We start from the raw sequence: 21,486 nt of genomic DNA on the forward strand, positions 1-21,486 counted from the left end.
GTATGAAAAATAAGTCACTTTAAATAGTGACTTATAGAGAAAGTATTTTAACTATAGATAAGGGACCGTTTAAAAATCTGTGTCAATCGGGTAAAATAACAATTACTCAAGGACACACAGATGAAGATAGAAATAGATGCAGAGCAATTTGCTCGTGATATAAAGGCTGGTAAGAGTATCAGTGGTAAAGATGGAGCATTAAGCTCTTTAATAAAGCAACTTACAGAAGCTGCTCTCTCCGCAGAAATAGATTCCCATTTAACACAAGATATCTCAAAGAACCGTAAAAATGGCTATGCCACTAAAACTATGAAAAGTGAACATGGTGAATTTGAACTTGATGTTCCAAGAGACCGTAGTGGTAGTTTTGAGCCTGAGATTGTAAAGAAAAATCAACGAACTATGTCAGGTGAGATAGAAGATAAAATACTTGCTCTTTACTCTCATGGTAACAGCTACTCTCAAATAGCAAAGCTTATCGAAGATATTTACGGTGTAGGCTTTTCTAAGGGTGCAATCAGTACAGTAACAGATAAAATAATACCTATGCTTCAAGAGTGGAAAGTTCGTCCTCTTGAAGAAGTATATCCTTTTATATTTTTAGATGCGATTCACTATAAAGTAAAAGAGGATGGAAGATATATCTCAAAAGCATTTTATACCGTTCTCGGTGTCGGCATTGATGGGAAGAAAGAGATACTTGGTCTCTATCTCAATGAGAGTGAAGGTGCTAAGTTCTGGCTACAGGTACTTACTGATTTATCTCATCGTGGTGTTAAAGATATACTCATCGCTTCCGTTGATGGTTTAAAAGGCTTTCCTGAAGCCATAAACTCAGTCTATCCTGACACAGAAGTACAACTCTGTATTGTTCATCAAATCCGAAATTCACTTAAATATGTAGGTTCCGCTAATCAAAAGCAGTTCGCAAAAGAGTTGAAGAAAGTCTATCAAGCCTTTACGAAAGAAGAAGCTGAAATTGAACTCGATAAGCTTGAAGAAAAATGGGGTAAAAAATATCCAATCGTTTTTACTTCTTGGAGAAATAAATGGGATAATCTGTCTGTATATTTTAAATATCCAGCTGATATTAGAAAAGTAATCTATACCACCAATATCATTGAGTCTGTGCATCGACAGTTCAGAACACTGACTAAGACTAAAGGTGCTTTCCCTAATGATAATAGCTTATTAAAATTACTCTATATGGGCATCCAGAATGCCTCAAAAAAATGGACTATGCCAGTTAGAAACTGGAGCTTAACTATCTCTCAACTCTCAATTCACTTTGAGGGGAGATTAGATAAAGCTCTTAATTTATGATACAATTTTAGGAATTACTCGATACTGACACAGATTATTGAACACTACCATAGATAAGAACTAAAAAGCTCTAAAATCTATAACGTAGGTAAGCACGGATATCTTGTGCAGTATCCACTGTTACTGTTGAACCAGTCATTGGCGTTAAATCTTTAATTAACACTGCACTACCAGTATCCCCTCCAAAAAATCCATTACTTCCAGTATATTCATAATCTATATATGTATAGCGAATCTGAAAAGTTAAAATATCTTCAACAAGCGGTTCTGTAAAATAGACTTCATATGCACTACCGCGAGTTGCAAGTTTTGAGCCAATATTTGTATCCTCAGCATACGTAATACTTCTCCAGTATTGTGAACCCTGATTGTACTCAACTCCCCATCTTCCATCTTCAGTTATAAAAGAGGGCATTTGTAAACCAAGCCAAACTGAGTGCCCTGTTACAGACTCGCCAGCAACAGTTGTAGCACCTGTTAGATCATTTTTTCCATAAAGCATTCTCTCATCAGATTTTGGATCCGTTACACTCATCGCACCACTTATAAAGAAAAATGTATCATCGAGGTAATCATTCCACTCATCACCGATACCATTTACTGTAAAGTTTGCGGTAAAACTATGCATGCCACCTACTGTTTTCATACCATTCATTGTCGGTACTCCACCCGGGTAAACAATATCTGCATCAATTAAGTTATTTGCATAGTAGTATTGTGTTGCAAATGCATATTGACCATTGTCATATGGAACAAAGATAAGACCTCCAAGGTCTATATCACCAAGATCATCTGGTTGAGTAGCATATGGAGCACCAGTTTGAACAACAGAACCATTTTGAGGATTTACAGCAAAGAATTTTGGATTTGCATTTGTTCCACCACGACCTGCACAAAACTTAACATACATACCTTCAATGCCAGTTAAATCTTCAAATGAAAACTTTGAACTTATCCCATCAAATTCAACATTAATAGTATGACCCATAGGTGAAGCAGCACCATCATCATCTCTTAGATTAATTAAATGACCATTTGTTGATGGACGGCGACCTATACTAAATGTCCATGGAATTTCTGTGCCCATAAATGTATCATTCTTATAAAGAAAATAAGCTGAACGAACTCTTAGTAGATCATCATAGGCATTTTCATTGGTAACCCAGTCGAATGTTTCCATGCCTGGTATATTTGAATTCCAACCACTTCTGTGACCAAAAGCTTTATTGTAAGCAAGTTGACCAGAGAAACTTAGATTGTCAGTTGCCTTCCAATCCATGTTTATCCATAATCTATTTGTCATAAATGCATCATTACCTGCATCACTTCCATCTGCCATTTTATATTGCATGTTATCAATAGCAAATCTATAATCAGCACCAAGCTTGAGTTTGTTACCATTTGTAGCTTTATTTAGTTCAAAAATACTCTCATTAATCTCTTCTATCTCTTCTTGAGCATTAAACTCTTCTTCCTCATCATCTTCTTCTTCGCCATCATCTGAATCAGCTTCTTCTACTGTACTCTTTGTCTCGTCTTCGCTATCTTCTTCATCTGACTCTTCTTCACTTTCATCATTTGCACTTTCATCATCGGATTTTTCATCTCCTGAAGCTCTGAGAGTTGAAATCTCATCTTGCATCTTTTTTATGTTAAGTTCCATAGACTGTATACGTTCATACATGGATTGTGCATTTAAACTTGTAGCTAGGATTGTTGCTGCTGCGAGTGAAATTAATAGAGGCTTATTCATTTTTTCCCTTTTTTTTCTAAATAATAATGTTAGTACTATACATCATCTATTATAAAGATACTTTTAAATGAACTAGAATTGCTATAATTAATTATTATACCCTCACTCTATATTTTATAAACTTCTCCTATCTAAAAGCTATATTTAAATTATATTTTTGTATAATTCGCCGATTTTTCTTCTCTAATGTAGTTGAAAATATTAACAGGTATGTGTCAAAAGTTAGTGCAACTTCCTCTTTAGGGAGTCAATGTCCGACATTACCAAAGAATAACTAACAAATTTCTGGCTTGAAAATATAGCCCTTAAGGATTACCTATGGTAACTATGAAAGACCTTTTAGAATGTGGTGTACACTTTGGACACCAAACTCGTCGTTGGAACCCGAAAATGAAAAAATATATTTTTGGTGTTCGTAAAAATATCTATATTATTGATTTACAAAAGACTTTACGTTATTTCCGTAACACATACACAATCGTTATGGATGCAGCTGCTGAAGGGCAAACTGTATTATTCGTTGGTACTAAAAAACAAGCTCGTAACTCTGTAAGAGATGCAGCTATCGCTTGTAATATGCCATATGTAGATAACAGATGGTTAGGTGGTATGCTTACTAACTTCCCAACTATTCAAAAGTCTATCCGTAAACTAGATGTTATTTCTGAGATGCAAGAAAATGGTCAAATTGATCTTTTAACGAAAAAAGAAGCTTTAATGCTTACTCGTAAAAAAGTTAAACTTGAGCAGTATTTCGGTGGTATCCGTAATATGAAAAAACTTCCAGATATGCTATTTGTAGTAGATGCAGTTAAAGAGCATATTGCTGTTTTAGAAGCAAGATGTCTTGGTATCCCAGTTGTAGCTCCTCTAGATACTAACTGTGATCCAGATCTTATCACTTACCCAATTCCTGGTAATGATGATGCAATTCGTTCAATTCAGCTTTTCTGTCGTGAAATGACTGCAGCTATTAATGAAGGTAAAGCTCTTCGTGATGCACCTGCTGAAGAAGAACAAACTGAAGAAGAAGTAGCTACTGAAGCTCCTGCAACTGAAGAAGTTGCACCAACAGAGGAAGTATAATCATGGCAGCAGTTACAGCAGCAATGGTAAAAGAGTTGCGTTCAGCAACTGATGCACCTATGATGGATTGTAAAAAAGTTCTTGTTGAAGCTGATGGAGACATGGCTAAGGCAACAGAACTTTTAAAAGAACGTGGTATAGCAAAAGCTGCTAAAAAAGCTGATAGAGTAGCTGCAGAAGGTCTTGCAGGAATCGTTATAGCTGATGATTTTTCAAAAGCTTCTGTTATTGAGATTAACTCTGAGACTGACTTTGTTGCTCAAAACGAAGGCTTTCAAAAACTTGTTAAAGATTCTGCATCTGAAGTTTTCAACAACCAGCCTGCTGATGTTGCTGCTTTTATGGCAAGTCCATTTGGTGCTGAATTTACAGCTGCTGTTATCAAAATCGGTGAAAAAATCGAAGTGAGACGTTTCAGTACTTTAACAGCTGATGCAACTACTTCTTTAAATGGGTATATTCACTCTAACAATCGTATAGCAGTTATTGTTTCTGCTAAATGTGATAGTGAAAAAACTGCTGAAGGTATGAGACCATTTCTTAAGCAAGTTGCTATGCATGCATCTGCAATGAAACCAACTACTCTTTCTTATAAAGATTTCGATGCTTCTTATGTAGCTAGCGAAACTGTTGGAAGAATCGAAGTTATCAAAAAAGAGAATGAAGAGTTAGCACGTTTAGGTAAAACACTTAAAAATGTTCCAACTTACATCTCTATGAGTCAATTAACTGATGAAGTTTTAGCACAAGCTGAAGCTGATATCAAAGCTGATTTAGCTGCTCAAGGTAAACCAGAAAAAATCTGGGACAAAATTGTTCCTGGGTCTTTAGCTCGTTTTATCTCTGATAATACTACTTTAGATAAAGAGCAGTGTTTACTAGATCAAAACTTTGTTCTAGATGAGAAGTTAACAGTTGCTCAAGCTGTTGAAAAAGCTGCTAAAGAACTTGGTGGTACTGCTGAAATTACAGAATTTGTTCGCCTAGAAGTTGGTGAAGGAATTGAAAAAGCTGAAGATGATTTTGCTGCGGAAGTTGCTGCACAAATGGGTTAATCCTTAGGGATTAATTTCTTCTCTTTTTTATTCAAGGCTAGGACTTAGGTCTTAGCCTTTTTTTTTGCCAAATTTTTAGTAAGATTTGCTATAATCTTCACATGAATCTATTATCTGCACAAAATATATCACACACATTTGAATATGAACTTTTTTATGATGTAACACTCGAACTTAAAGAAAAAGAGTCTATCGCTATTATTGGAATGAGCGGCAGTGGAAAGTCTACACTTTTACATATTCTCTCTACACTCTTAAAACCCCAAAACGGAAAAGTAGAGTTACTTGGAGAAGATATAGCAGGTATGGGCAAAAAACGACTTGAGAAGATTAAACGCTATGACTTGGGACTTATATTTCAGTCACACTACCTATTTAATGGCTTTAGTGCTTACGAAAATTTAGAAGTAGCACAAATACTCTCAAATAACTCTATTGACGATGCCCTTTTACAAAGGTTAGATATACATCATTGTATCAAGCAAAAAGTAACTGAACTCTCAGGTGGACAACAACAACGTGTCTCAATAGCAAGAGTTTTAACTAAAAAACCTAAAATAATTTTTGCGGATGAGCCCACAGGGAACTTAGATAAAGAGACTGCAGATGAAGTGATGAATCTTTTTTTTGAGTATTGCGTAGAAAATGATGCTGGTATGGTTTTAGTGACACATGACAATGAACTCGCTCATAAATGTGATAGAGTCTATAAACTAGAAGATAAAAAACTTCATCAGATAAAATGAGTGAAATCTAAATATGCAATGGGCAGGAATATTTAATGAGGCTAACACAGTAGGGTTTATGCTTCTTTTTTTTAGATTTGCCGCACTGTTTCTAGCCGTACCCATCTTTTCACATCAAAATATTCCTATGAATGTCAAAGCATCCATGGCATTTTTTTTCACCATTGTCTTTTACTCTTCTATGCCACCTTTAAATATTAGTATAGATGTCCCTACTATTGCTCTAGCAATACTAAGCGAATTTATGTTTGGATTAGTTATTGGAATAGTCTTACTATTAGCTTACAATGTTATTACTTTTGCTGGTGGAATTATATCTTTCATGATGGGTTTTTCTATGGCTAGTGCTATAGATCCACAGACGGGTGTCTCGATGCCTATTATCTCACAGTTTTTATCTCTACTTGCACTAATGGTACTTCTCGCACTTGATCTTCACCATTGGGTTTTACTCTTTGTGGATAACTCTTTAAAAACTGTTCCTCTTGGTGGGTTTGTTATGAGTGAAGATATCTTTAACTATGTTATTCATGCTGCTTCAAATATGCTTGTAGTAGGATTTATGATAGCTTTTCCTATTATTGCACTTTCATTATTAGCCGATGTAATATTTGGAATGCTTATGAAAACAATGCCTCAATTTAATCTTTTAGTCATTGGTTTTCCTATAAAAATTATGGTTTCATTTGCTGTCTTAATTGCAACAATAACGGCAATAATGCTCATACTGAAAAACCAAATGAGTGAAGCATTTAATGTCTTAGAGATATTTTTTTAGTTTATTTAGATACAATAATGTTTAGATAGATTTGTAAATATAATCTGAGACCCTGCTTAAGGAATATGCGTGAAAATATTACTCTTAAATGATAATCCAGTTGTAAATAAATTAGTCACATTGAGTGCCCACAAAACATCTGATGAACTTGAAGTTGTAAGTTCACCTTCAGAGATAGAGTCTACAAAGTATGATTTGTTAGTTGTAGATGATACACTTTTTAATGATGAACTCCTAGAAACACTAAAATCTCAGATTAAATTTTCAAAATCATTATATATATGCTCTAGAGATGCTGCAGAAGTTGAAGCATTTACACATACACTAAAAAAGCCTTTTCTTCCTACTGACTTAGTAGAGATATTCGCAAAATTAGGCAATGAAATCAGTGAATCAGATCTTGATGAAGATGATTTAAGTGATGATATTGCTCTAGATACTCCAGTTGTCGATGATAGTTCGGATGAATTTGAAGAGATTGAAACTATTGAAGGCTTAGATGAACTAGAGGAACTTGAGGATTTAGATACTCTAGATGATGATTTAGATCTTGAAGACGAACTCTTGTCCTTAGATGATGAGGAACTTAGTCTAGATGATGAAATTTCATTAGATGAAGAAGATGAACTCTCTCCAGAAGATGATGATATCTCTTTTGATGATGAATCAGGAGAGAGTGTTTTAGACGATGAAGAAGCACAAAAAGTTAAAGATTTACTTGATGAAACAAGTGGCGAAGATGATTTAGACTTAGAAGACGAGTTAGATTTTGATTTAGATGATGACTTAGGTCTTGATGATGAGTTGGATTCAGAAGATGCTCCTAAAGTTGCTCAAGAGACAATAGCTGAGGATGATGAGCTTGGAGATGATTTAGATTTAGATGATGAATTAGATTTTAATTTGGATGATGATCTAGAGCTCGATACTGAGGATAATAGTGATGATATTCCTAACACTGTTGAGAGTTCTTTAGAAGATGATTTAGACTTAGAAGACGAGTTAGATTTTGATTTAGATGATGACTTAGGTCTTGATGATGAGTTGGATTCAGAAGATGCTCCTAAAGTTGCTCAAGAGACAATAGCTGAGGATGATGAGCTTGGAGATGATTTAGATGATGATCTAAAACTCGATACGGAGGATATTCCTAACACTGTTGAGAGTTCTTTAGAAGATGATTTAGAGTTAGAAGATGAATTGGATTTTGATTTAGGCGATGATTTAAACCTTGATGATGAGTTAGATGCTGATGAAACCACTGAAGTAAGTGTAAGTGAAAATTCTGATGAGGATGAAGATGTTGAAGCAATTGATGACTTTGATTTAGAAGATGAGTTAAAGCTAGAAAATGATTTAGACTTAGATGAAGAGATGGATCTTGATAGTGACCTTGAAGATATCTCAAAAGAGCCTTCTGAAGAGTTAGATTTTGATGATGAGTTAGAACTTGAGGTTGATGATGAATTAGATATGGATGATGAAGTTGATTTAAGTGAAGAAATTTCTGAAAGTGAATCTCTTGAAGATGAGCTTGATTTAGAGTCTCAGATTGAAAGTGCTGTTGAGGAACTAAGTGAAGAAGATTTAGCTAGTGAAGTTGATGAAGAGACTCTCCTAAATATTGCATCTGTAAATATAGACTCACTTGATAATCTCACAAGTAGAGATCTGAAAATTGCTATGGGTGAAGAAGTTGATGAGATTAAAGACTCAGAAGATTTAGTTGAAGATGAAGTAATCCATGATAAGCCTGATACAGAAGTTTTAGAAGATGATGTAGTGAAAAATGATGGCGTAGAGTCTTTGAAAAAATTACTTGTTGCTCTGAGTGACAAAGATGTAGCCGCTTCGCTCAAAGGTATGAAAATAAGTATAAATATTACACTAGGAGATAATTAGTGGTTGAAAAGAATGGTGTTGTATTAGTTCTCTCTGGCCCAAGTGGAGCTGGCAAAAGTTCACTGATAAACAGAATAGCAGATGACATTGGTGATTACTACTTCTCTATATCTACTACAACAAGAGAGATAAGAGATGGTGAAGTTGATGGTGTTCATTACCACTTTGTGGATAAAGAAGAGTTTGAGCAAGATATAAAAGATGACTATTTTTTAGAGTATGCTACAGTACATGGTAACCATTACGGTACATCTATAAAACCTGTAAAAGAGGCACTTAGCAAAGGTAAACTCGTTATATTTGACATCGATGTACAAGGTAATACAGCGATTAACAATAGACTAGGTGATATTACAACTTCTGTATTTATAACACCACCTAGTTTATCTGAATTAAGAAGGCGTTTAGTAAGTCGTTCTACGGACAGTGACGAAGTGATAGATAAACGCTTAAAGATGGCAAAAAGAGAGATTCAAAGAACTTCAGAGTATGATTTTTTAATCATTAATGATGATTTGGATGTAGCGGCTGAAGTTTTAAAACAAATTGCTATAACAGCAAGGTTGAAAATACCCACAGATAGGATAAATAGTTTTGTCCAAAAGTGGGAAAATATCTAGTAATGATAAGAGAATTTACAGCAAATAGCTGATATAATTCGACAATTAATTTTAAAAGGAAATATACTATGGGAATGCCTAGCGGAACAGAATTACTGATAATCTTTGGAATTATCGTTTTATTATTTGGTGCAAAAAAGATACCTGACTTAGCAAAAGGTTTTGGTAAAGGAATCAAAAACTTTAAAGCTGAAATGAAAGATGTTGAAGAAGAGATAGCAGCAGATGAGCCTAAGAAAGTTGAAAAAACTGAAGAAGTTGCATCAGCTGAAGCTCCAAAAACTACTACACAAGCATAACTTTTGAAACAACGAGTATCGGCGTTATTACGCGAAAAACTAGGTCGTGAAGTTGTTCTTGAAAAACCTCGTGACCGTTCTTTCGGTCACTTTGCTACCCCAATAGCATTCTCACTAGCTAAAGAACTTAGAAAATCACCAATGGTAATTGCTGAAGATTTAGCTTCTTCTTTCGGTGAGTATGTAGAGTTTTCTAGCGTAGAGTCAGTGAAAGGGTATCTAAACTTTAGACTAAGTGAAAACTTCTTAGCAGAGTATGCTTCTTGGGCATTAGATAATCCTTCTGAATTTGCTACACAAGAGAAAAATCAAAAAATACTTTTAGAATTCGTAAGTGCTAACCCGACAGGTCCTCTTCATATAGGTCATGCTCGTGGAGCTGTTTATGGTGATACTCTTTATCGTCTAGCTAAACATTTAGGTTACGACATAACAGCAGAGTACTATGTAAATGACGCAGGTAATCAGATAGATCTATTGGGTCTTTCGATTCAGCTTTACGCACGTGAAAATATTTTAAAAGAAAAAAATGTTGAGTATCCTGAGTCTTACTATAGAGGTGAATACCTTGAATCTCTATCTATTGGAGCAAAAGAGCACTTCGGCATAGAAATCCTTTCTGATGAGTCTCGTCAAAAAGAACTTGCAATGTGGGCTAAAGACAAAGTAATGGAAATTGTTGTTGACACTTTAGCGGATACTAACATTCACTTTGATACTTTTGTAAATGAGTCTGGTCTTTATGAGGACTGGGACAGAGTTATGAAGAAGATGGGCGATAATGTTTATGAAAAAGAGTCTAAACTCTGGATAAAATCTGAGTCAAAGGGCGATGATCACGATAGAGTGGTGGTTCGTGATGATAGCCGTCCAACCTACTTAGCTGGTGACATTGTTTACCATAACCAGAAATTTGAACGCCAGTACGACCATTATATTAACATTTGGGGAGCTGACCATCATGGTTACATCCCAAGAGTAAACGCAGCCATTGAATTTCTTGGGTATGACTCAAAGAAACTTGAAGTTCTTCTTGCTCAAATGGTTTCACTTCTTAAAGATGGCGAGCCTTACAAGATGAGTAAACGCGCTGGTAACGTAATACTGATGAGTGACATAGTTGATGAGATAGGAAGCGACGCTTTGCGTTTTATCTTCGCTTCAAAGAAGTCTGATACTGCGTTAGAGTTTGATTTGGCTGAGTTTAAAAAACAAGATAGTTCAAACCCTATCTTTTATATCCAGTATGCTCATGCTCGTATTCAGACGCTACTCTCTAAAGCTACAGTTTCAAGAGAAGATATAAACGCAGCTTCACTTAAAAATCTTGGTGAAAATGCAGACATACTTCTTTTTGACGCGCTGCTTTTACCTGAGATAGTTGAAGACGCGTTTAACTCTCGTCAAGTGCAGAAGTTACCTGAATATCTAAAATCGCTCGCAGCATCATTACATAAGTTCTACTATGATGTGCGAATGATAGGTACGGAGGATGAAGCAAAACTACTAAAACTTCTTTTAGTAGTGGCGTTGAGTATTAAAACTGGACTCTCTTTGATGGGCATAGAAGCTAAAGATAGAATGGAAAAAGAAGAGGAGGCATAAGATGTTTGTTATACCAGATGATAGAACAGGTTTTTCTATGAAAATAGATGGCGTTCGTCTTACTCGTCCCGACTTACATATACTTGCAGCTGACTTAGGCATTAAAACTAAGGATGTACTTGTAGAAAATGGTGTGCTTACTATTTTTAATACATCAGATGAGTGTCAAGAGATTATAGATGATAATGCTCTTGTATCTTTTGTTGCGATGACTCTTAGTATTTCACCTGATGATATTAGTGAATTAACAGCAGTTAAAGCGATACCAAAGGTTATAGAGAAAGCTTCGTACGAACTCGAAGATGACGATGATGAGGACTAGAGTTCTCTTTTAAGTAGTTCTGAATTTTTTAGTTGAGGATATACTTGGAGTATCTCCTCTCTAGAACTTTTTGGAATTTGAATTAAAATAGGATTTTTCTCTTTTTTAAGCCAGTGTGTTATTTTTTTAAGATCTTTTAGCTTCATTGATGTACATCCAGCTGTGCCTTCATTATCTCCTTTTTGAACATGTAAAAATATACAAGAACCGTGTTTAGGTATTGCCTGATTGTTATGTGCTACCACTACACCCAACTCATACTGGGCATCACTGCGTTTCATATACTCAAAACTTTTTTCATCTCCTTGCATCTCTACTATTTGGTTATAAAAAGGAGAGTCACTGTCGTCAACACATATAAGATTTTTCGATGTAAAAAGATAAGGAAGAGAATAGTTAGAGCCATGGCTATATCCAAAAATATCTGTCAATTTAAAAATACCGGCAGGTGCCTTTTTATCACCTTCCATTTTGATAGGTTCATTGTTTACCTTATGTAATGATTCCTTACCTATCCCCCATCCTAAGCCATTTTTTCCGATATTAACATCTATAATTGGAAACATTGTTTTATTATTTTCAAAGCATTCAAGCTTTGCTTTTGAGCTATTAAAATCATTTGAAACTACAAGTACTATTTGTTGTGATGAATATAGTGAAATTGTTAAACTTACTGTAATTAATATACTTTTTATCATAAAGTATGGTACTATTACTCTTATATGATATAAATTAATTTATGGATAAATATGATGAGTATTAAAATTAGAAAAGCAATAGCTGAAGATAGTCCTTTTTTAGCTCAAATGATATTGCAAAGTACACGTGCTGGGAAAAAAGATGGCTTATTTGATCTTCTTTTTCAAACTAACGATAATAAAATTGTTTTGAGTAAATTAGAAGAGTTAACTAAGGCTCAAGCTAAAAGTCATTGTAGTTTCTCTAATTTTTTAATCGCAGAACTCGATGGAAAAAGCGTTGGAACTCTTTGTAGCTTTGAACCTAGAATAGCGACGAAAGAGACATTTGAAGAGGCACTCATCGAGATTGGATGCAGAGATTTTGAAGATCAACTTGAAGTTATCTATAATTGTAAATTTGATTTAAACAAGAGAACGTTAATGTTTGATTTTCTTGAAGAAGTTGAAGGTCTTATAGATGTTGGAATTTTAAAAGAGCTTATGCAAAAAAGTCTTTTAACAGCAAGACTTAAAGGCTATAGAATAGCTCAAACAATCATAGAAATTGGCTCACTTGAGACAGAACTTTTTTATAAAAAATTAGGGTTTAAAGAAGTAGCACAAAGTCAATGTGAACTTTATAAAGAGAGATTTGGCCGTTCTGGTCTTATGCTTCTAGCTATAGAATTTTAGGGGTAAACTTATAGAACTCTCTGCCCTCTCTTTAGTCCCTTCACTTCTAGCTATAGTCTTAGCCCTTTATACAAAAAATGTAATATTATCTCTTTTTACTGGAACCATATTAGGCCTGCTGATACTAAATGAGTTCTCATTTATGAGCACTCTTGAAGCAGCATATGAGCTCTATTTAACAATTTTAACTACCGGATGGATTCTTAATACATTAGCATTTGTTGTCCTCCTTGGAAGTATTATGGCTGTTATTGAAAAGAGTGGTGGAGTAGGTGGCTTTGTTGACTTTGCTCTTCATAAAAAACCTTTTGTAAAATCTAAACGCTCAGCACTACTCCTAAGTTATATAATTGGAGTTGTCGTATTTATTGAAACGTCTATAACGGCATTAGTATCTGGAGCTGTAGGTAAGCCATTTTGTGATAAGTATAAAATTCCATATGCAAAGCTTGCTTATGTGTGTGACTCTACAGCAGCGCCGATAGGCTCTTTAATAGTTATTAATGGATATGGTGCTTTACTGCTGGGGCTTATCTCAACTCAGATTGATAACGGCGTATTAACTGGCAACGCTTTAGATATTCTCCTTGATTCAATCGTATTTAATTTTTACGCGATATCTGCATTAATAGTAACTTTTTTAGTGATATGGTTTAGTATAGATATAGGACCAATGAAGTATGCAAAGTACTCTAAAGGTCACTCAATTAAGAATAATAAAATTAATAGTATGTACTTAATGCTATTACCAATTTTTATAATGTTAATATTTATATTTGTATTTTTATATATCACAGGTGATGGAAATATATTAAATGGAAGTGGCTCTAATTCTATACTCTACACCGTTTTAACAACCCTCTTTTTTACGCTTTTTTACTATGTTGCAACTAAAAATATGACTCCTAGTGTTTGGCTTAAAATATCATTGCATGGTGCGAAAAGATTTTTTGCAATTGCTATGATATTAATTTTTGCTTTTTCAATTGGTAACGTAACGGTTGAGCTTAAAACGGGTGAGTATCTAGCGTCTTTAGCAAACGAAAACTTAAATGTTATATTTTTAGCGGGAACTATTTTTCTTTTAGGGAGTATTATTTCATTTTCTACGGGTACGTCTTGGGGTACGTTTAGCATTATGATTCCTATTGCTATTCCGATGGCAGTAGGCATGGATGCAAATATAGCTTTGTGCATAGGTGCGGTTATCTCAGGTGGTATTTTTGGAGACCACTGCTCACCAATCTCTGATACTACGATTATCTCGTCTATGGCAGCTGATTGTGATGTTGTAGAGCATGTAAAAACACAATTGCCTTATGCCTTAGTAAGTGGGGCTATCGCATTTAGTCTGTTTATTGGGTTGAGTATAATTTAATTGAAGAGAAATTGAGGGAATATAGTGGCTTTTTATAAAGAGTATAAAAAGCCAAAACTATTAATAGAGTCCGAATTTACCATCGCTGCGTTTATATAAAACACGAGTTTTATCTTCATGGTCTATAAAGATTTCAAATGTTTTGTCACCCTCTTTGAGGTCGTTTAATACATCTTCAACTTCACGGGGCTTGTAAAGCGTAAGTTCCATAGGAACTATTTCATCTTCCATAGCTTCTGTCACTTCTTTTACATCTACACTCTCAGCTTTTACTTCGTTAAGTCCAACTTTACCATGCCCAACTTCTTTGTCATGCATACGGCGAAGCGCTTTTTGTGCACGAGAGATTGCTATGTCTATAGCTGCATATAAGTCATCATCGTTTTGTTTAATGATTACAGAGTTTTTATGAGCAAGATTAATAACAAACTCAACAACTGAGTGTTCTTTACCTTTTTTTGTCTGAGCAGACGCAACTACATTTACTGAGATAATGTCCATATTAAATTTATTAAGTGTGTCTATAGATGTATTGATATGTGCTTTGATAGCATCTGTGAGTTCTAAATGTCTTCCTGTTAAAGAGATATTCATAATAAAATCCTTTTGTTGTAATGTTAATGATTATAACATTAAAAGGTTTACAAAAAATTATTTACCTATAATTTTTGAATACTTCTTCTAAAAAATGTGATAGGTTCATTTGTTATATTGGTATCATTTATACTTACGGTGACATCAAGTAGAACAGACCCATCTTGTTCTGGTGTTTGTATATTTGAGATATAGTCACTGCATGCTGTTGGAGCAGTGCCAATATATTTTATATCTATAGTTATATCATAGATAGAGTCAATGGTAAATGGAGCTATTGTATTTAAACATCCATTATTTTGAGAGATTCTAAGTAGTGCATACTCTGTTGCACTTTTTGACATAAGTACAGACTGCTCATAGAGGTATAAGTCTGTTGTACGCTTAGTTGTTTGTGCTGTCATAGATAAAGAAAGAGCCATAATGGTAGCCACAATAACTATGACGGTAATGGCCATAATCATAGCGATACCGCTACGTGAGTTTTTATACTTAGAGGTTTTTAGAAAATAGTTTTTTCTTTGCATATTGAATACTCCTCCGTTGTAATTAAGTCACTCTTGACACAAACTTGAACTTTCATAATTGAACCTATTGACATAAACTGAAAAGCACTTACATTTTCCATTAGAACTGAAGCTGTTCCATCAGTTAAAAAATTGTCCCCATTCCATGGCTGATAATCATAATAAAGAGTTAAAGTACCTTTACCATTAGTTCCAGCAGTATAAACTAAGGCATAAGCAGTCCATACAAGTTTATAATATTCGTAAATATCAACTCCTGCAAAGGTAATTCCTGGAGAAAATTCATCACTATTTGCTCCAAAATCTATAGGATGTAGTGTCTGGTTTTGATCTGTGATAGCTCCACTCCAGCCATATCCATTAATGTTACTGTTTGAACCTATAAAGTAAAGTGCAGCATCTGCTATAGTTTTATCGCCATAAGAGAGAGTATTTATTAGCGAACTAACTTTTGCTGTATCAGTTCCAGGGGAGACTAAACCTGCAGCATTTCCTGGGACTAAGTCGATGACACCACTCCAGTTTGGAAAATTATCTGTCGCTACATTATCTGAGTTACCGCGAAAGCCATCAATATCTGAAGAGATCCATTCTAATACACTATAAGTATTACCTACAGCATTAAAAAGAGCTATGGGAGGTGCCCCCGCTCCCGTTCTGGCTATAACGGAATCTTTTATTCTATCTCTTAGTCTTGCAGATATAAACTCAACTGTACTGGCACTGTCGGACTGAAGTTGATTATTTATATTTGAGAAGATAAAACTTTTTGAAGCCTGTGCTAGAAATTCTGTACCAAACTTTCCAATTATTCCCATGATAACAATTACAAATATTAGCTCCAACATGGTAAAGGCACTACGATATTTCATTAGTAGCTCCTCTTATAGTAATCAACTTCACCAATGTTAGCACTATATGCACTTAATCGTGTCACTAAGCCACCTGCATCAGATATAGAGATGGTTATTTTTTTCATATTCTGACTGGCGGCTGTAGTAGTGCCAAAGTCCGCATAAGCGACAGATATACTACTATTATAATCTTGTTTATATCCCTCGGCTGTTCCAGGGGTCGTACCTGTTAAAATACTTGAGGGAGAGTGAATCGTGTCATCTATGTCATCAGAATCTCCAGCATCTGGACCAAGGTTAGCAGTAGCTGTTACTGTTACAGTTGTATCTTCTAAGCATCTTCTATGAAGAGGTTGGTTGATATGTCCAGGTCTTAGTTTTGTTGTTGCATTACAGTCACCTGTATTTATAACCCTAGAAAGAGAGTTAGGGTCAGTTAGCTCTAGAGAGTTTTCATCCCATCTATATGTGATAGTCTCTGTAAGTTCAGTAGTTGCTGCAAAAATAGCTTCTTGAACAATATTTTCATCTATACCTTTTGCAGTAACCTGAGTCATCATTGGTAATGATACAACGGTAATCCCGATTACAACAATAGCAAAGATAAGTTCAATAAGCGTAAACGCAAATCTTACCACATACTTCTCCTGTTAGTTTTACTCGCGGCACTATTTTTTGTTTTCGTATTACTCTCTTCATGTTGACCTGCCCATGAGCTTGTACCACCAACAAACTCTACTTCAAATTCATTTGCTGTTGCAGTGTTGTCATATCTATTATATATGAGCCATGAAGAAGAATTGTGTTCCATAGTAGCCTTATATGGTAAGTTTGCACCGGTGTAAGTCAATGGAACTTCCGTTGGCGTTACATTATTTATAATTCCTACTCCGACATTAGCGGCAGAGCCTTTTTGTGAAACTACTCCAACTGTGCCCGATGTAGTTGATGCATTGTGAAGAGTGTTTCTAAACCAACGCGGATCATTTGTACTTTGAGATGCTACTCCATCTGGTAGAAGTGCTTTATCACAGACTACACCATTTGCATCTGTACCATCACAAAATGACTCATAGTATATCAGTGTAGTTCCAGTTGTTCCTTCAAAAATATGTCTTGGAGCATTTGTTCTTCCATAAATAAATGTTGCATTTGAAGTTGCAGGATCCGCGAAACTTGTAACAGGGACGACTGTTCCTGAGTCTGAATATATAGAAGTTGCATTAAGTGTTACATCAGCAGCATTAACAACAAAAGGATTAAGTGTATTATTTACAGTTCTATCAAAGTTAAAGAAGATATTTTTACTATTATTTGTGTCAGCTGTAGTAATTAAAATTTGACCATTCGTAAAACCTAAGTTAAGGTTCTGATTAATATCATTTATATTAACTGTCGGTGTATTTACTGTTGTCACAGCTAAAATCACATCAACAGGGTTTTCCCATGAACCTGAGTTGAAGTTTTGAGTAGTCGCTCCAAGGGAATTTTTAGCGGATACTATAGTTGCAATATGTGCTGACATGTTTATATCATTAGGAGTACTAGAAATATAGGTAAAAGTAGCAGCACTTTGGTTAGATAGTACAGTATTATTTAAATCAAAATGGTCAGGTATAAATGTAGCATTGATCTCTCCACAGATATATCTTCCAGCTAAAGAACAATCGCCAGGTGTATCATCGCTATCCACACTGGACCAATTGATATCTTGAAGTTGGATAGTTACTTTTCCGACATCGCTAAAGTTCATATTCAGTGCATTTACTGCATTACCATTTAACATATTAAAGGTTGTGCCAAAATTTGCTATACCAGTTAGAGTATTATCAAGAGTGACCGTATCTGGTGCATACATTGCTGTTTTTTGTATATCTAAGATAGTTTCTGCAGCGGTAATATTGTAACGAAATGTAGGTGTTGTTATATTATATTGACTGGCAACAAGAGGAAAGTCATAGTTAGTACCTGATGTTAGAAGGTTTATATTTTGTCCCGTAGGTACTGAAATATCAAACTTTTCAGGACGGATGGCAAAGTTGTCTGTACTATCAGCTTCTTTATAAATATATCCACTCGCACCACTTGCACAAAGACCCAACTGAGCTAGTTCATCATTAAGTTGATTTTCACAATATCTAAACCTGACACGAACATCTTTGTATGCACCCGAAGTTATAGTAAAGTTCTCAACTACAGAACCCGAAGTGAGATTAAAGTCAGCGTAGTTTGTTACATCAGATGAAGTGTCATTATCGTAGAGTTTATATTCTATCACCATATTTGGCACTGCTTGAAGAGAAGTGCTATCTGCACTCAGACTAGCAAGTGTAAGAGAAAATGGTTTGTTAACTATTTTAGTAGTAATATTTCTATCGCTTATGCTAGTTTCCCATGCGTCTAAACTACTTAAAATAGAAGGGTTTGCATTGTATACTCTACAAACTCCATCAAGTTTTAAGTTGTCTATTTCGTGAACTGCATTAAGTCCACCAGTACTACCAGTGATAGCAAGTCTTACATAGGCAGGAGGAGTTCCTTGCTGTGAAATTGCATCAAACTGACTAATTATGGTGCTCTCATATGTGCCATCGATAGCTGCATCTCGTTCAAGTGATATATATAAATGTGCTGGATCACGTGAATCCACAGTCATTTTAAAACGACCACTTGTATAGTTTGAAGATGAACTCCATAAAACAGGGTTAAGCGAGTTTGTACCAGCTAAGTATTCATAGCCGCTTTGTCCACTTCCTTTACCTCTAAGACTTACGGCATGTTTTCTAAAACCTGGTCCACCTATTCGACCTTCACTTGGGTTAGAATAGTTTCCATACTCATCTAAACCAAGTCCCAGCCATCCACCTTCAAAACCAGGTGTTTCACCAGCATCACTGGCCGCATTTTTTTGAGCATAACCAAGGGAACCACCAAAAGCACCTGGATTTGGTGAATCACCGACATTAGTGTCATATAGAACGACTGTAAACCCATCTGCTCCATTGCCACTATGAGCATAAGCATCAAACTCAAGTATTATGAGGTTATGTGCAGCTTGAAACTCATAATCTTTTGTAACAGCAGTTGCAATTTGCCCCTGTGCAGGCGTCATTCGTAGTCTTCCATTTACTATAGTAGGGATAAAGCTTCCATTACTATAAAGTGTTCTCCAGGTATCATCTAAGGTACCTGTGAATTCATCTTCATAACAGTTTTGAACTGTTGTTTGAGTATTTATTATAACCTCAGTTGGATTGACACCAAATATTATAGATCCATCATTTGGAGAGATATTGCTTAAGTCTATAAAAAAGTTCTCTTCAAGCTCAACATCAACATCATGGCGGATGAAAATTTCTATAGTTACTGAAGTGTCGCCAGCAGGGATAATGACTGTTTTAGTTGCTGATACATAGTCAACATCGGCAACGGCAGTTCCATTACGTGTTGCATACACCACTGAAGTGTCAGTCGGAGAAGGACTAGATAGGACTATATTCACTGGCATTGCCTCTAACAAATCATCAGCTAAGTTGATATTTTCTGAAACAGTATAAGTAGCTTGCTCAAATCCGATAGTAATCTCACACTCACCAAATCCAAGAGCATTTGCACCAGCTTCATCGTATGTGAAATTTACATTATTTCCAGGAATATTTATATTACCTTCTGCAGCAAATCCTCCATATAAATCAGATTGGCTATTCCAATTTATTAGCAGATTGCCTTCAGTGTATACAAACATGTTTAATAAGCTATTTCCTCCACCATTTCCAGTAAAGTCGGTGTCACCTAATACATATATGAAAATTGAGCCAGTTCCATATGAAACGGCACTATTTCCTCCAAATATAAAGTTCTCTTTAATATATATACGTACATCCCCATTTACCACAATATTAGCTGTATTTCCAGCCATATTCCAAGAGTTAAAGTAGTAGTCCCCTTCTTCAAAGGTGATAGTTTGACCATTTTTTGAATTAGTTATATCTCCTAAAAGCATCACTCTTCTTGTTGAATTATTATATGTTTCTTGAGGTTCAAAATATATTTTTTGATTATTGCCATTAAATTCATAGCTTCCATATTCTAAGTCAGTAAATGTTATGTCACTACCTGTTACAGTGACAGGAGTAAGGGGAAAACTTGTTGAAATATGAGTATGGTCGTAGCTGTTTTCAGGTTCTGGAATAAGTTCACAGCTTCCATTATCGCTACAGTAAGCACCAGTACAGACACATTCAGGAGTATGAATATTTGGTCCTTCATAACATGTTAGTGCTGTGTTTCCTGAAGTGGCTTCATTAAAGCTACCAATAGGAGTAGAAACTGTACATTGATTAAATATATCATTTTGTGAGGTCGTTAAAGATGTATAAGAAGCAAGCACACTTGGAAAAATACCACATACTGATGTGTCAGCAATAGGTTCATCAGGAGCAGGTTGTGTTGTTGACGAGCTACATATTGATTCTCCACTTATTGTAGCATCTCCTGTGTTAATAGTTGTAGCAGTTATAGCACCGGAAAAATTTGTAGTGGCATTAAATGTTAAATCACCATCAGAGTACAATGCTGCCGTAAAGTCATTATCACTATCTGTGGTGAGTTTAGTTTTTGCTAGCATTGCAAATTCATGAGCAGCATGCGATGACGTGGTCTTAAAGCCAGAGCCAGTTTGAATTACATCTGCATATATTGTAAGTGAAGCCCCCGGATTTATATTTATTTGATTATCAGATCCAAAGAGAACCTTATTTGCATATATGACGACATCACCAGTGATATTTATCACATCATCACTACCAAGGAGAAATTCGCTCACAACTTTTATAGTAGTGCTTTCAAATGTTAGAGTTCTATTTCCTCTTAACTCTAATTTACTGTACTCTTTTGGTGTTGATATAGTTGTAGAATTTAATTTGACCTCTCCATCACTACCGCTACCTGTATCAAGTGTAAAACTATAAGGGGATACTTCTGTACCTGTTAGCATACATGGACTTATACCATCACATGTCTCTCCATTGCCGTTATTTATATTAGTACTTATTACTTGACCTATGGGGGAAGTTCCAGTTACTGTAGCGGCACCAAAGGTTATGCTACCGCCAGGCAGAGAGTTTAAAGGCCCTTCAAATGTATTTGTACACGGATCAAATACGGCTGCATTAAGCGACAAAGGCAAGAAAAAAATATTAAAAAGTAAAAAAAGTGTGTAAAAAGACTTCATGGTGGACTCCTATAAAAGAGTAAAAATTACAGCACAAA

19 protein-coding genes are annotated in these 21,486 nt (G+C 35.3%); 12 read left to right on the top strand and 7 right to left on the bottom strand.

Going from position 1 to position 21,486, the window contains the following annotated elements:
• Positions 1-120 precede the first annotated feature (120 nt).
• Positions 121-1,323 carry an IS256 family transposase gene (locus tag GJV85_RS02400; RefSeq protein ID WP_207561025.1) on the top strand — a complete coding sequence of 401 codons (1,203 nt, stop codon included), beginning with the start codon at positions 121-123 and terminating at the stop codon, positions 1,321-1,323.
• 70 nt (positions 1,324-1,393) lie between these two features.
• Here the strand turns inward: GJV85_RS02400 and GJV85_RS02405 are convergent, their stop codons facing one another.
• Positions 1,394-3,076: a DUF3373 family protein gene (locus tag GJV85_RS02405; protein ID WP_207562284.1), complete on the bottom strand. Its 1,683-nt coding sequence runs from the start codon at positions 3,074-3,076 to the stop codon at positions 1,394-1,396.
• Between the two features lie 318 nt (positions 3,077-3,394).
• Between GJV85_RS02405 and rpsB the strand changes: the two genes are divergently transcribed.
• The 9 genes from rpsB to GJV85_RS02450 all read left to right on the top strand — a co-directional run bounded on the left by rpsB (position 3,395) and on the right by GJV85_RS02450 (position 11,489).
• A complete protein-coding gene (rpsB, locus tag GJV85_RS02410; protein WP_207562285.1) occupies positions 3,395-4,162 on the top strand; it encodes a 30S ribosomal protein S2 in 768 nt (255 codons plus the stop codon).
• Between the two features lie 2 nt (positions 4,163-4,164).
• Entirely contained in the window at positions 4,165-5,217 is a 1,053-nt protein-coding gene (tsf, locus tag GJV85_RS02415) for a translation elongation factor Ts (protein WP_207562286.1), read from the top strand.
• A 101-nt stretch (positions 5,218-5,318) separates the two neighbouring features.
• A complete protein-coding gene (locus GJV85_RS02420) occupies positions 5,319-5,963 on the top strand; it encodes an ABC transporter ATP-binding protein (protein ID WP_207562287.1) in 645 nt (214 codons plus the stop codon).
• A 13-nt stretch (positions 5,964-5,976) separates the two neighbouring features.
• The gene (gene fliR / locus GJV85_RS02425; protein WP_207562288.1) at positions 5,977-6,741 is read left to right on the top strand and encodes a flagellar biosynthetic protein FliR; all 765 of its coding nucleotides are present in this window, start codon (positions 5,977-5,979) and stop codon (positions 6,739-6,741) included.
• Positions 6,742-6,810: 69 nt separating this feature from the next.
• A complete protein-coding gene (locus GJV85_RS02430; RefSeq protein WP_207562289.1) occupies positions 6,811-8,643 on the top strand; it encodes a DNA topoisomerase IV in 1,833 nt (610 codons plus the stop codon).
• On the top strand, positions 8,643-9,263 hold the full coding sequence (gmk, locus tag GJV85_RS02435; protein WP_207562290.1) for a guanylate kinase: 621 nt from the start codon (positions 8,643-8,645) through the stop codon (positions 9,261-9,263). The genes GJV85_RS02430 and gmk overlap by 1 nt, the downstream gene beginning before the upstream one ends.
• Positions 9,264-9,331: 68 nt before the next feature.
• Positions 9,332-9,562 carry a Sec-independent protein translocase subunit TatA/TatB gene (locus GJV85_RS02440; RefSeq protein WP_207562291.1) on the top strand — a complete coding sequence of 77 codons (231 nt, stop codon included), beginning with the start codon at positions 9,332-9,334 and terminating at the stop codon, positions 9,560-9,562.
• A 3-nt stretch (positions 9,563-9,565) separates the two neighbouring features.
• Positions 9,566-11,167, top strand: coding sequence for an arginine--tRNA ligase (argS, locus tag GJV85_RS02445; protein ID WP_207562292.1), 1,602 nt, complete (start codon positions 9,566-9,568; stop codon positions 11,165-11,167).
• A 1-nt stretch (position 11,168) separates the two neighbouring features.
• Complete coding sequence (locus GJV85_RS02450) at positions 11,169-11,489, top strand: hypothetical protein (protein WP_207562293.1); 321 nt, start codon at positions 11,169-11,171, stop codon at positions 11,487-11,489.
• Here GJV85_RS02450 and GJV85_RS02455 read toward each other — a convergent pair.
• Positions 11,486-12,187, bottom strand: a complete 702-nt coding sequence (locus GJV85_RS02455; protein WP_207562294.1) for a L,D-transpeptidase family protein — start codon at positions 12,185-12,187, stop codon at positions 11,486-11,488. The two genes, GJV85_RS02450 and GJV85_RS02455, sit on opposite strands and share 4 nt — an antisense overlap.
• Positions 12,188-12,241: 54 nt before the next feature.
• Between GJV85_RS02455 and GJV85_RS02460 the strand changes: the two genes are divergently transcribed.
• Both GJV85_RS02460 and GJV85_RS02465 read left to right on the top strand, forming a co-directional pair.
• A complete protein-coding gene (locus tag GJV85_RS02460) occupies positions 12,242-12,862 on the top strand; it encodes an acyl-CoA acyltransferase (RefSeq protein ID WP_207562295.1) in 621 nt (206 codons plus the stop codon).
• A 142-nt stretch (positions 12,863-13,004) separates the two neighbouring features.
• Entirely contained in the window at positions 13,005-14,240 is a 1,236-nt protein-coding gene (locus GJV85_RS02465; RefSeq protein ID WP_207562296.1) for a Na+/H+ antiporter NhaC family protein, read from the top strand.
• Between the two features lie 60 nt (positions 14,241-14,300).
• On the opposite strand, the gene hpf is transcribed toward GJV85_RS02465, so the two are convergent.
• The 5 genes from hpf to GJV85_RS02490 form a co-directional block, all read right to left on the bottom strand.
• On the bottom strand, positions 14,301-14,834 hold the full coding sequence (hpf, locus tag GJV85_RS02470; protein ID WP_207562297.1) for a ribosome hibernation-promoting factor, HPF/YfiA family: 534 nt from the start codon (positions 14,832-14,834) through the stop codon (positions 14,301-14,303).
• Between the two features lie 65 nt (positions 14,835-14,899).
• Entirely contained in the window at positions 14,900-15,361 is a 462-nt protein-coding gene (locus GJV85_RS02475) for a hypothetical protein (protein WP_207562298.1), read from the bottom strand.
• Positions 15,337-16,233, bottom strand: a complete 897-nt coding sequence (locus GJV85_RS02480) for a type II secretion system protein (RefSeq protein ID WP_207562299.1) — start codon at positions 16,231-16,233, stop codon at positions 15,337-15,339. Before GJV85_RS02480 ends, GJV85_RS02475 begins: the two co-directional genes overlap by 25 nt.
• Entirely contained in the window at positions 16,233-16,853 is a 621-nt protein-coding gene (locus tag GJV85_RS02485) for a prepilin-type N-terminal cleavage/methylation domain-containing protein (RefSeq protein WP_207562300.1), read from the bottom strand. Before GJV85_RS02485 ends, GJV85_RS02480 begins: the two co-directional genes overlap by 1 nt.
• A complete protein-coding gene (locus GJV85_RS02490) occupies positions 16,847-21,448 on the bottom strand; it encodes a Calx-beta domain-containing protein (RefSeq protein ID WP_207562301.1) in 4,602 nt (1,533 codons plus the stop codon). Before GJV85_RS02490 ends, GJV85_RS02485 begins: the two co-directional genes overlap by 7 nt.
• Between the last annotated feature and the right edge of the window lie 38 nt (positions 21,449-21,486).

The sequence above is a fragment of the Sulfurimonas aquatica genome, from assembly GCF_017357825.1.
In the GTDB taxonomy this organism is placed as follows: Bacteria; Campylobacterota; Campylobacteria; order Campylobacterales; family Sulfurimonadaceae; genus Sulfurimonas; species Sulfurimonas aquatica.

What these genes read in the sequence shown, in the direction of transcription:
- GJV85_RS02475 (WP_207562298.1), bottom strand. Translation starts at nt 15,361, where the DNA reads ATGCAAAGAAAAAACTATTTTCTAAAAACCTCTAAGTATAAAAACTCA.
- GJV85_RS02465 (WP_207562296.1), top strand. Translation starts at nt 13,005, where the DNA reads ATGAGCACTCTTGAAGCAGCATATGAGCTCTATTTAACAATTTTAACT.
- tsf (WP_207562286.1), top strand. Translation starts at nt 4,165, where the DNA reads ATGGCAGCAGTTACAGCAGCAATGGTAAAAGAGTTGCGTTCAGCAACT.
- GJV85_RS02440 (WP_207562291.1), top strand. Translation starts at nt 9,332, where the DNA reads ATGGGAATGCCTAGCGGAACAGAATTACTGATAATCTTTGGAATTATC.
- GJV85_RS02400 (WP_207561025.1), top strand. Translation starts at nt 121, where the DNA reads ATGAAGATAGAAATAGATGCAGAGCAATTTGCTCGTGATATAAAGGCT.
- GJV85_RS02490 (WP_207562301.1), bottom strand. Translation starts at nt 21,448, where the DNA reads ATGAAGTCTTTTTACACACTTTTTTTACTTTTTAATATTTTTTTCTTG.
- GJV85_RS02450 (WP_207562293.1), top strand. Translation starts at nt 11,169, where the DNA reads ATGTTTGTTATACCAGATGATAGAACAGGTTTTTCTATGAAAATAGAT.
- GJV85_RS02480 (WP_207562299.1), bottom strand. Translation starts at nt 16,233, where the DNA reads ATGAAATATCGTAGTGCCTTTACCATGTTGGAGCTAATATTTGTAATT.
- fliR (WP_207562288.1), top strand. Translation starts at nt 5,977, where the DNA reads ATGCAATGGGCAGGAATATTTAATGAGGCTAACACAGTAGGGTTTATG.
- GJV85_RS02460 (WP_207562295.1), top strand. Translation starts at nt 12,242, where the DNA reads ATGAGTATTAAAATTAGAAAAGCAATAGCTGAAGATAGTCCTTTTTTA.
- GJV85_RS02420 (WP_207562287.1), top strand. Translation starts at nt 5,319, where the DNA reads ATGAATCTATTATCTGCACAAAATATATCACACACATTTGAATATGAA.
- GJV85_RS02405 (WP_207562284.1), bottom strand. Translation starts at nt 3,076, where the DNA reads ATGAATAAGCCTCTATTAATTTCACTCGCAGCAGCAACAATCCTAGCT.
- hpf (WP_207562297.1), bottom strand. Translation starts at nt 14,834, where the DNA reads ATGAATATCTCTTTAACAGGAAGACATTTAGAACTCACAGATGCTATC.
- GJV85_RS02455 (WP_207562294.1), bottom strand. Translation starts at nt 12,187, where the DNA reads ATGATAAAAAGTATATTAATTACAGTAAGTTTAACAATTTCACTATAT.
- rpsB (WP_207562285.1), top strand. Translation starts at nt 3,395, where the DNA reads ATGGTAACTATGAAAGACCTTTTAGAATGTGGTGTACACTTTGGACAC.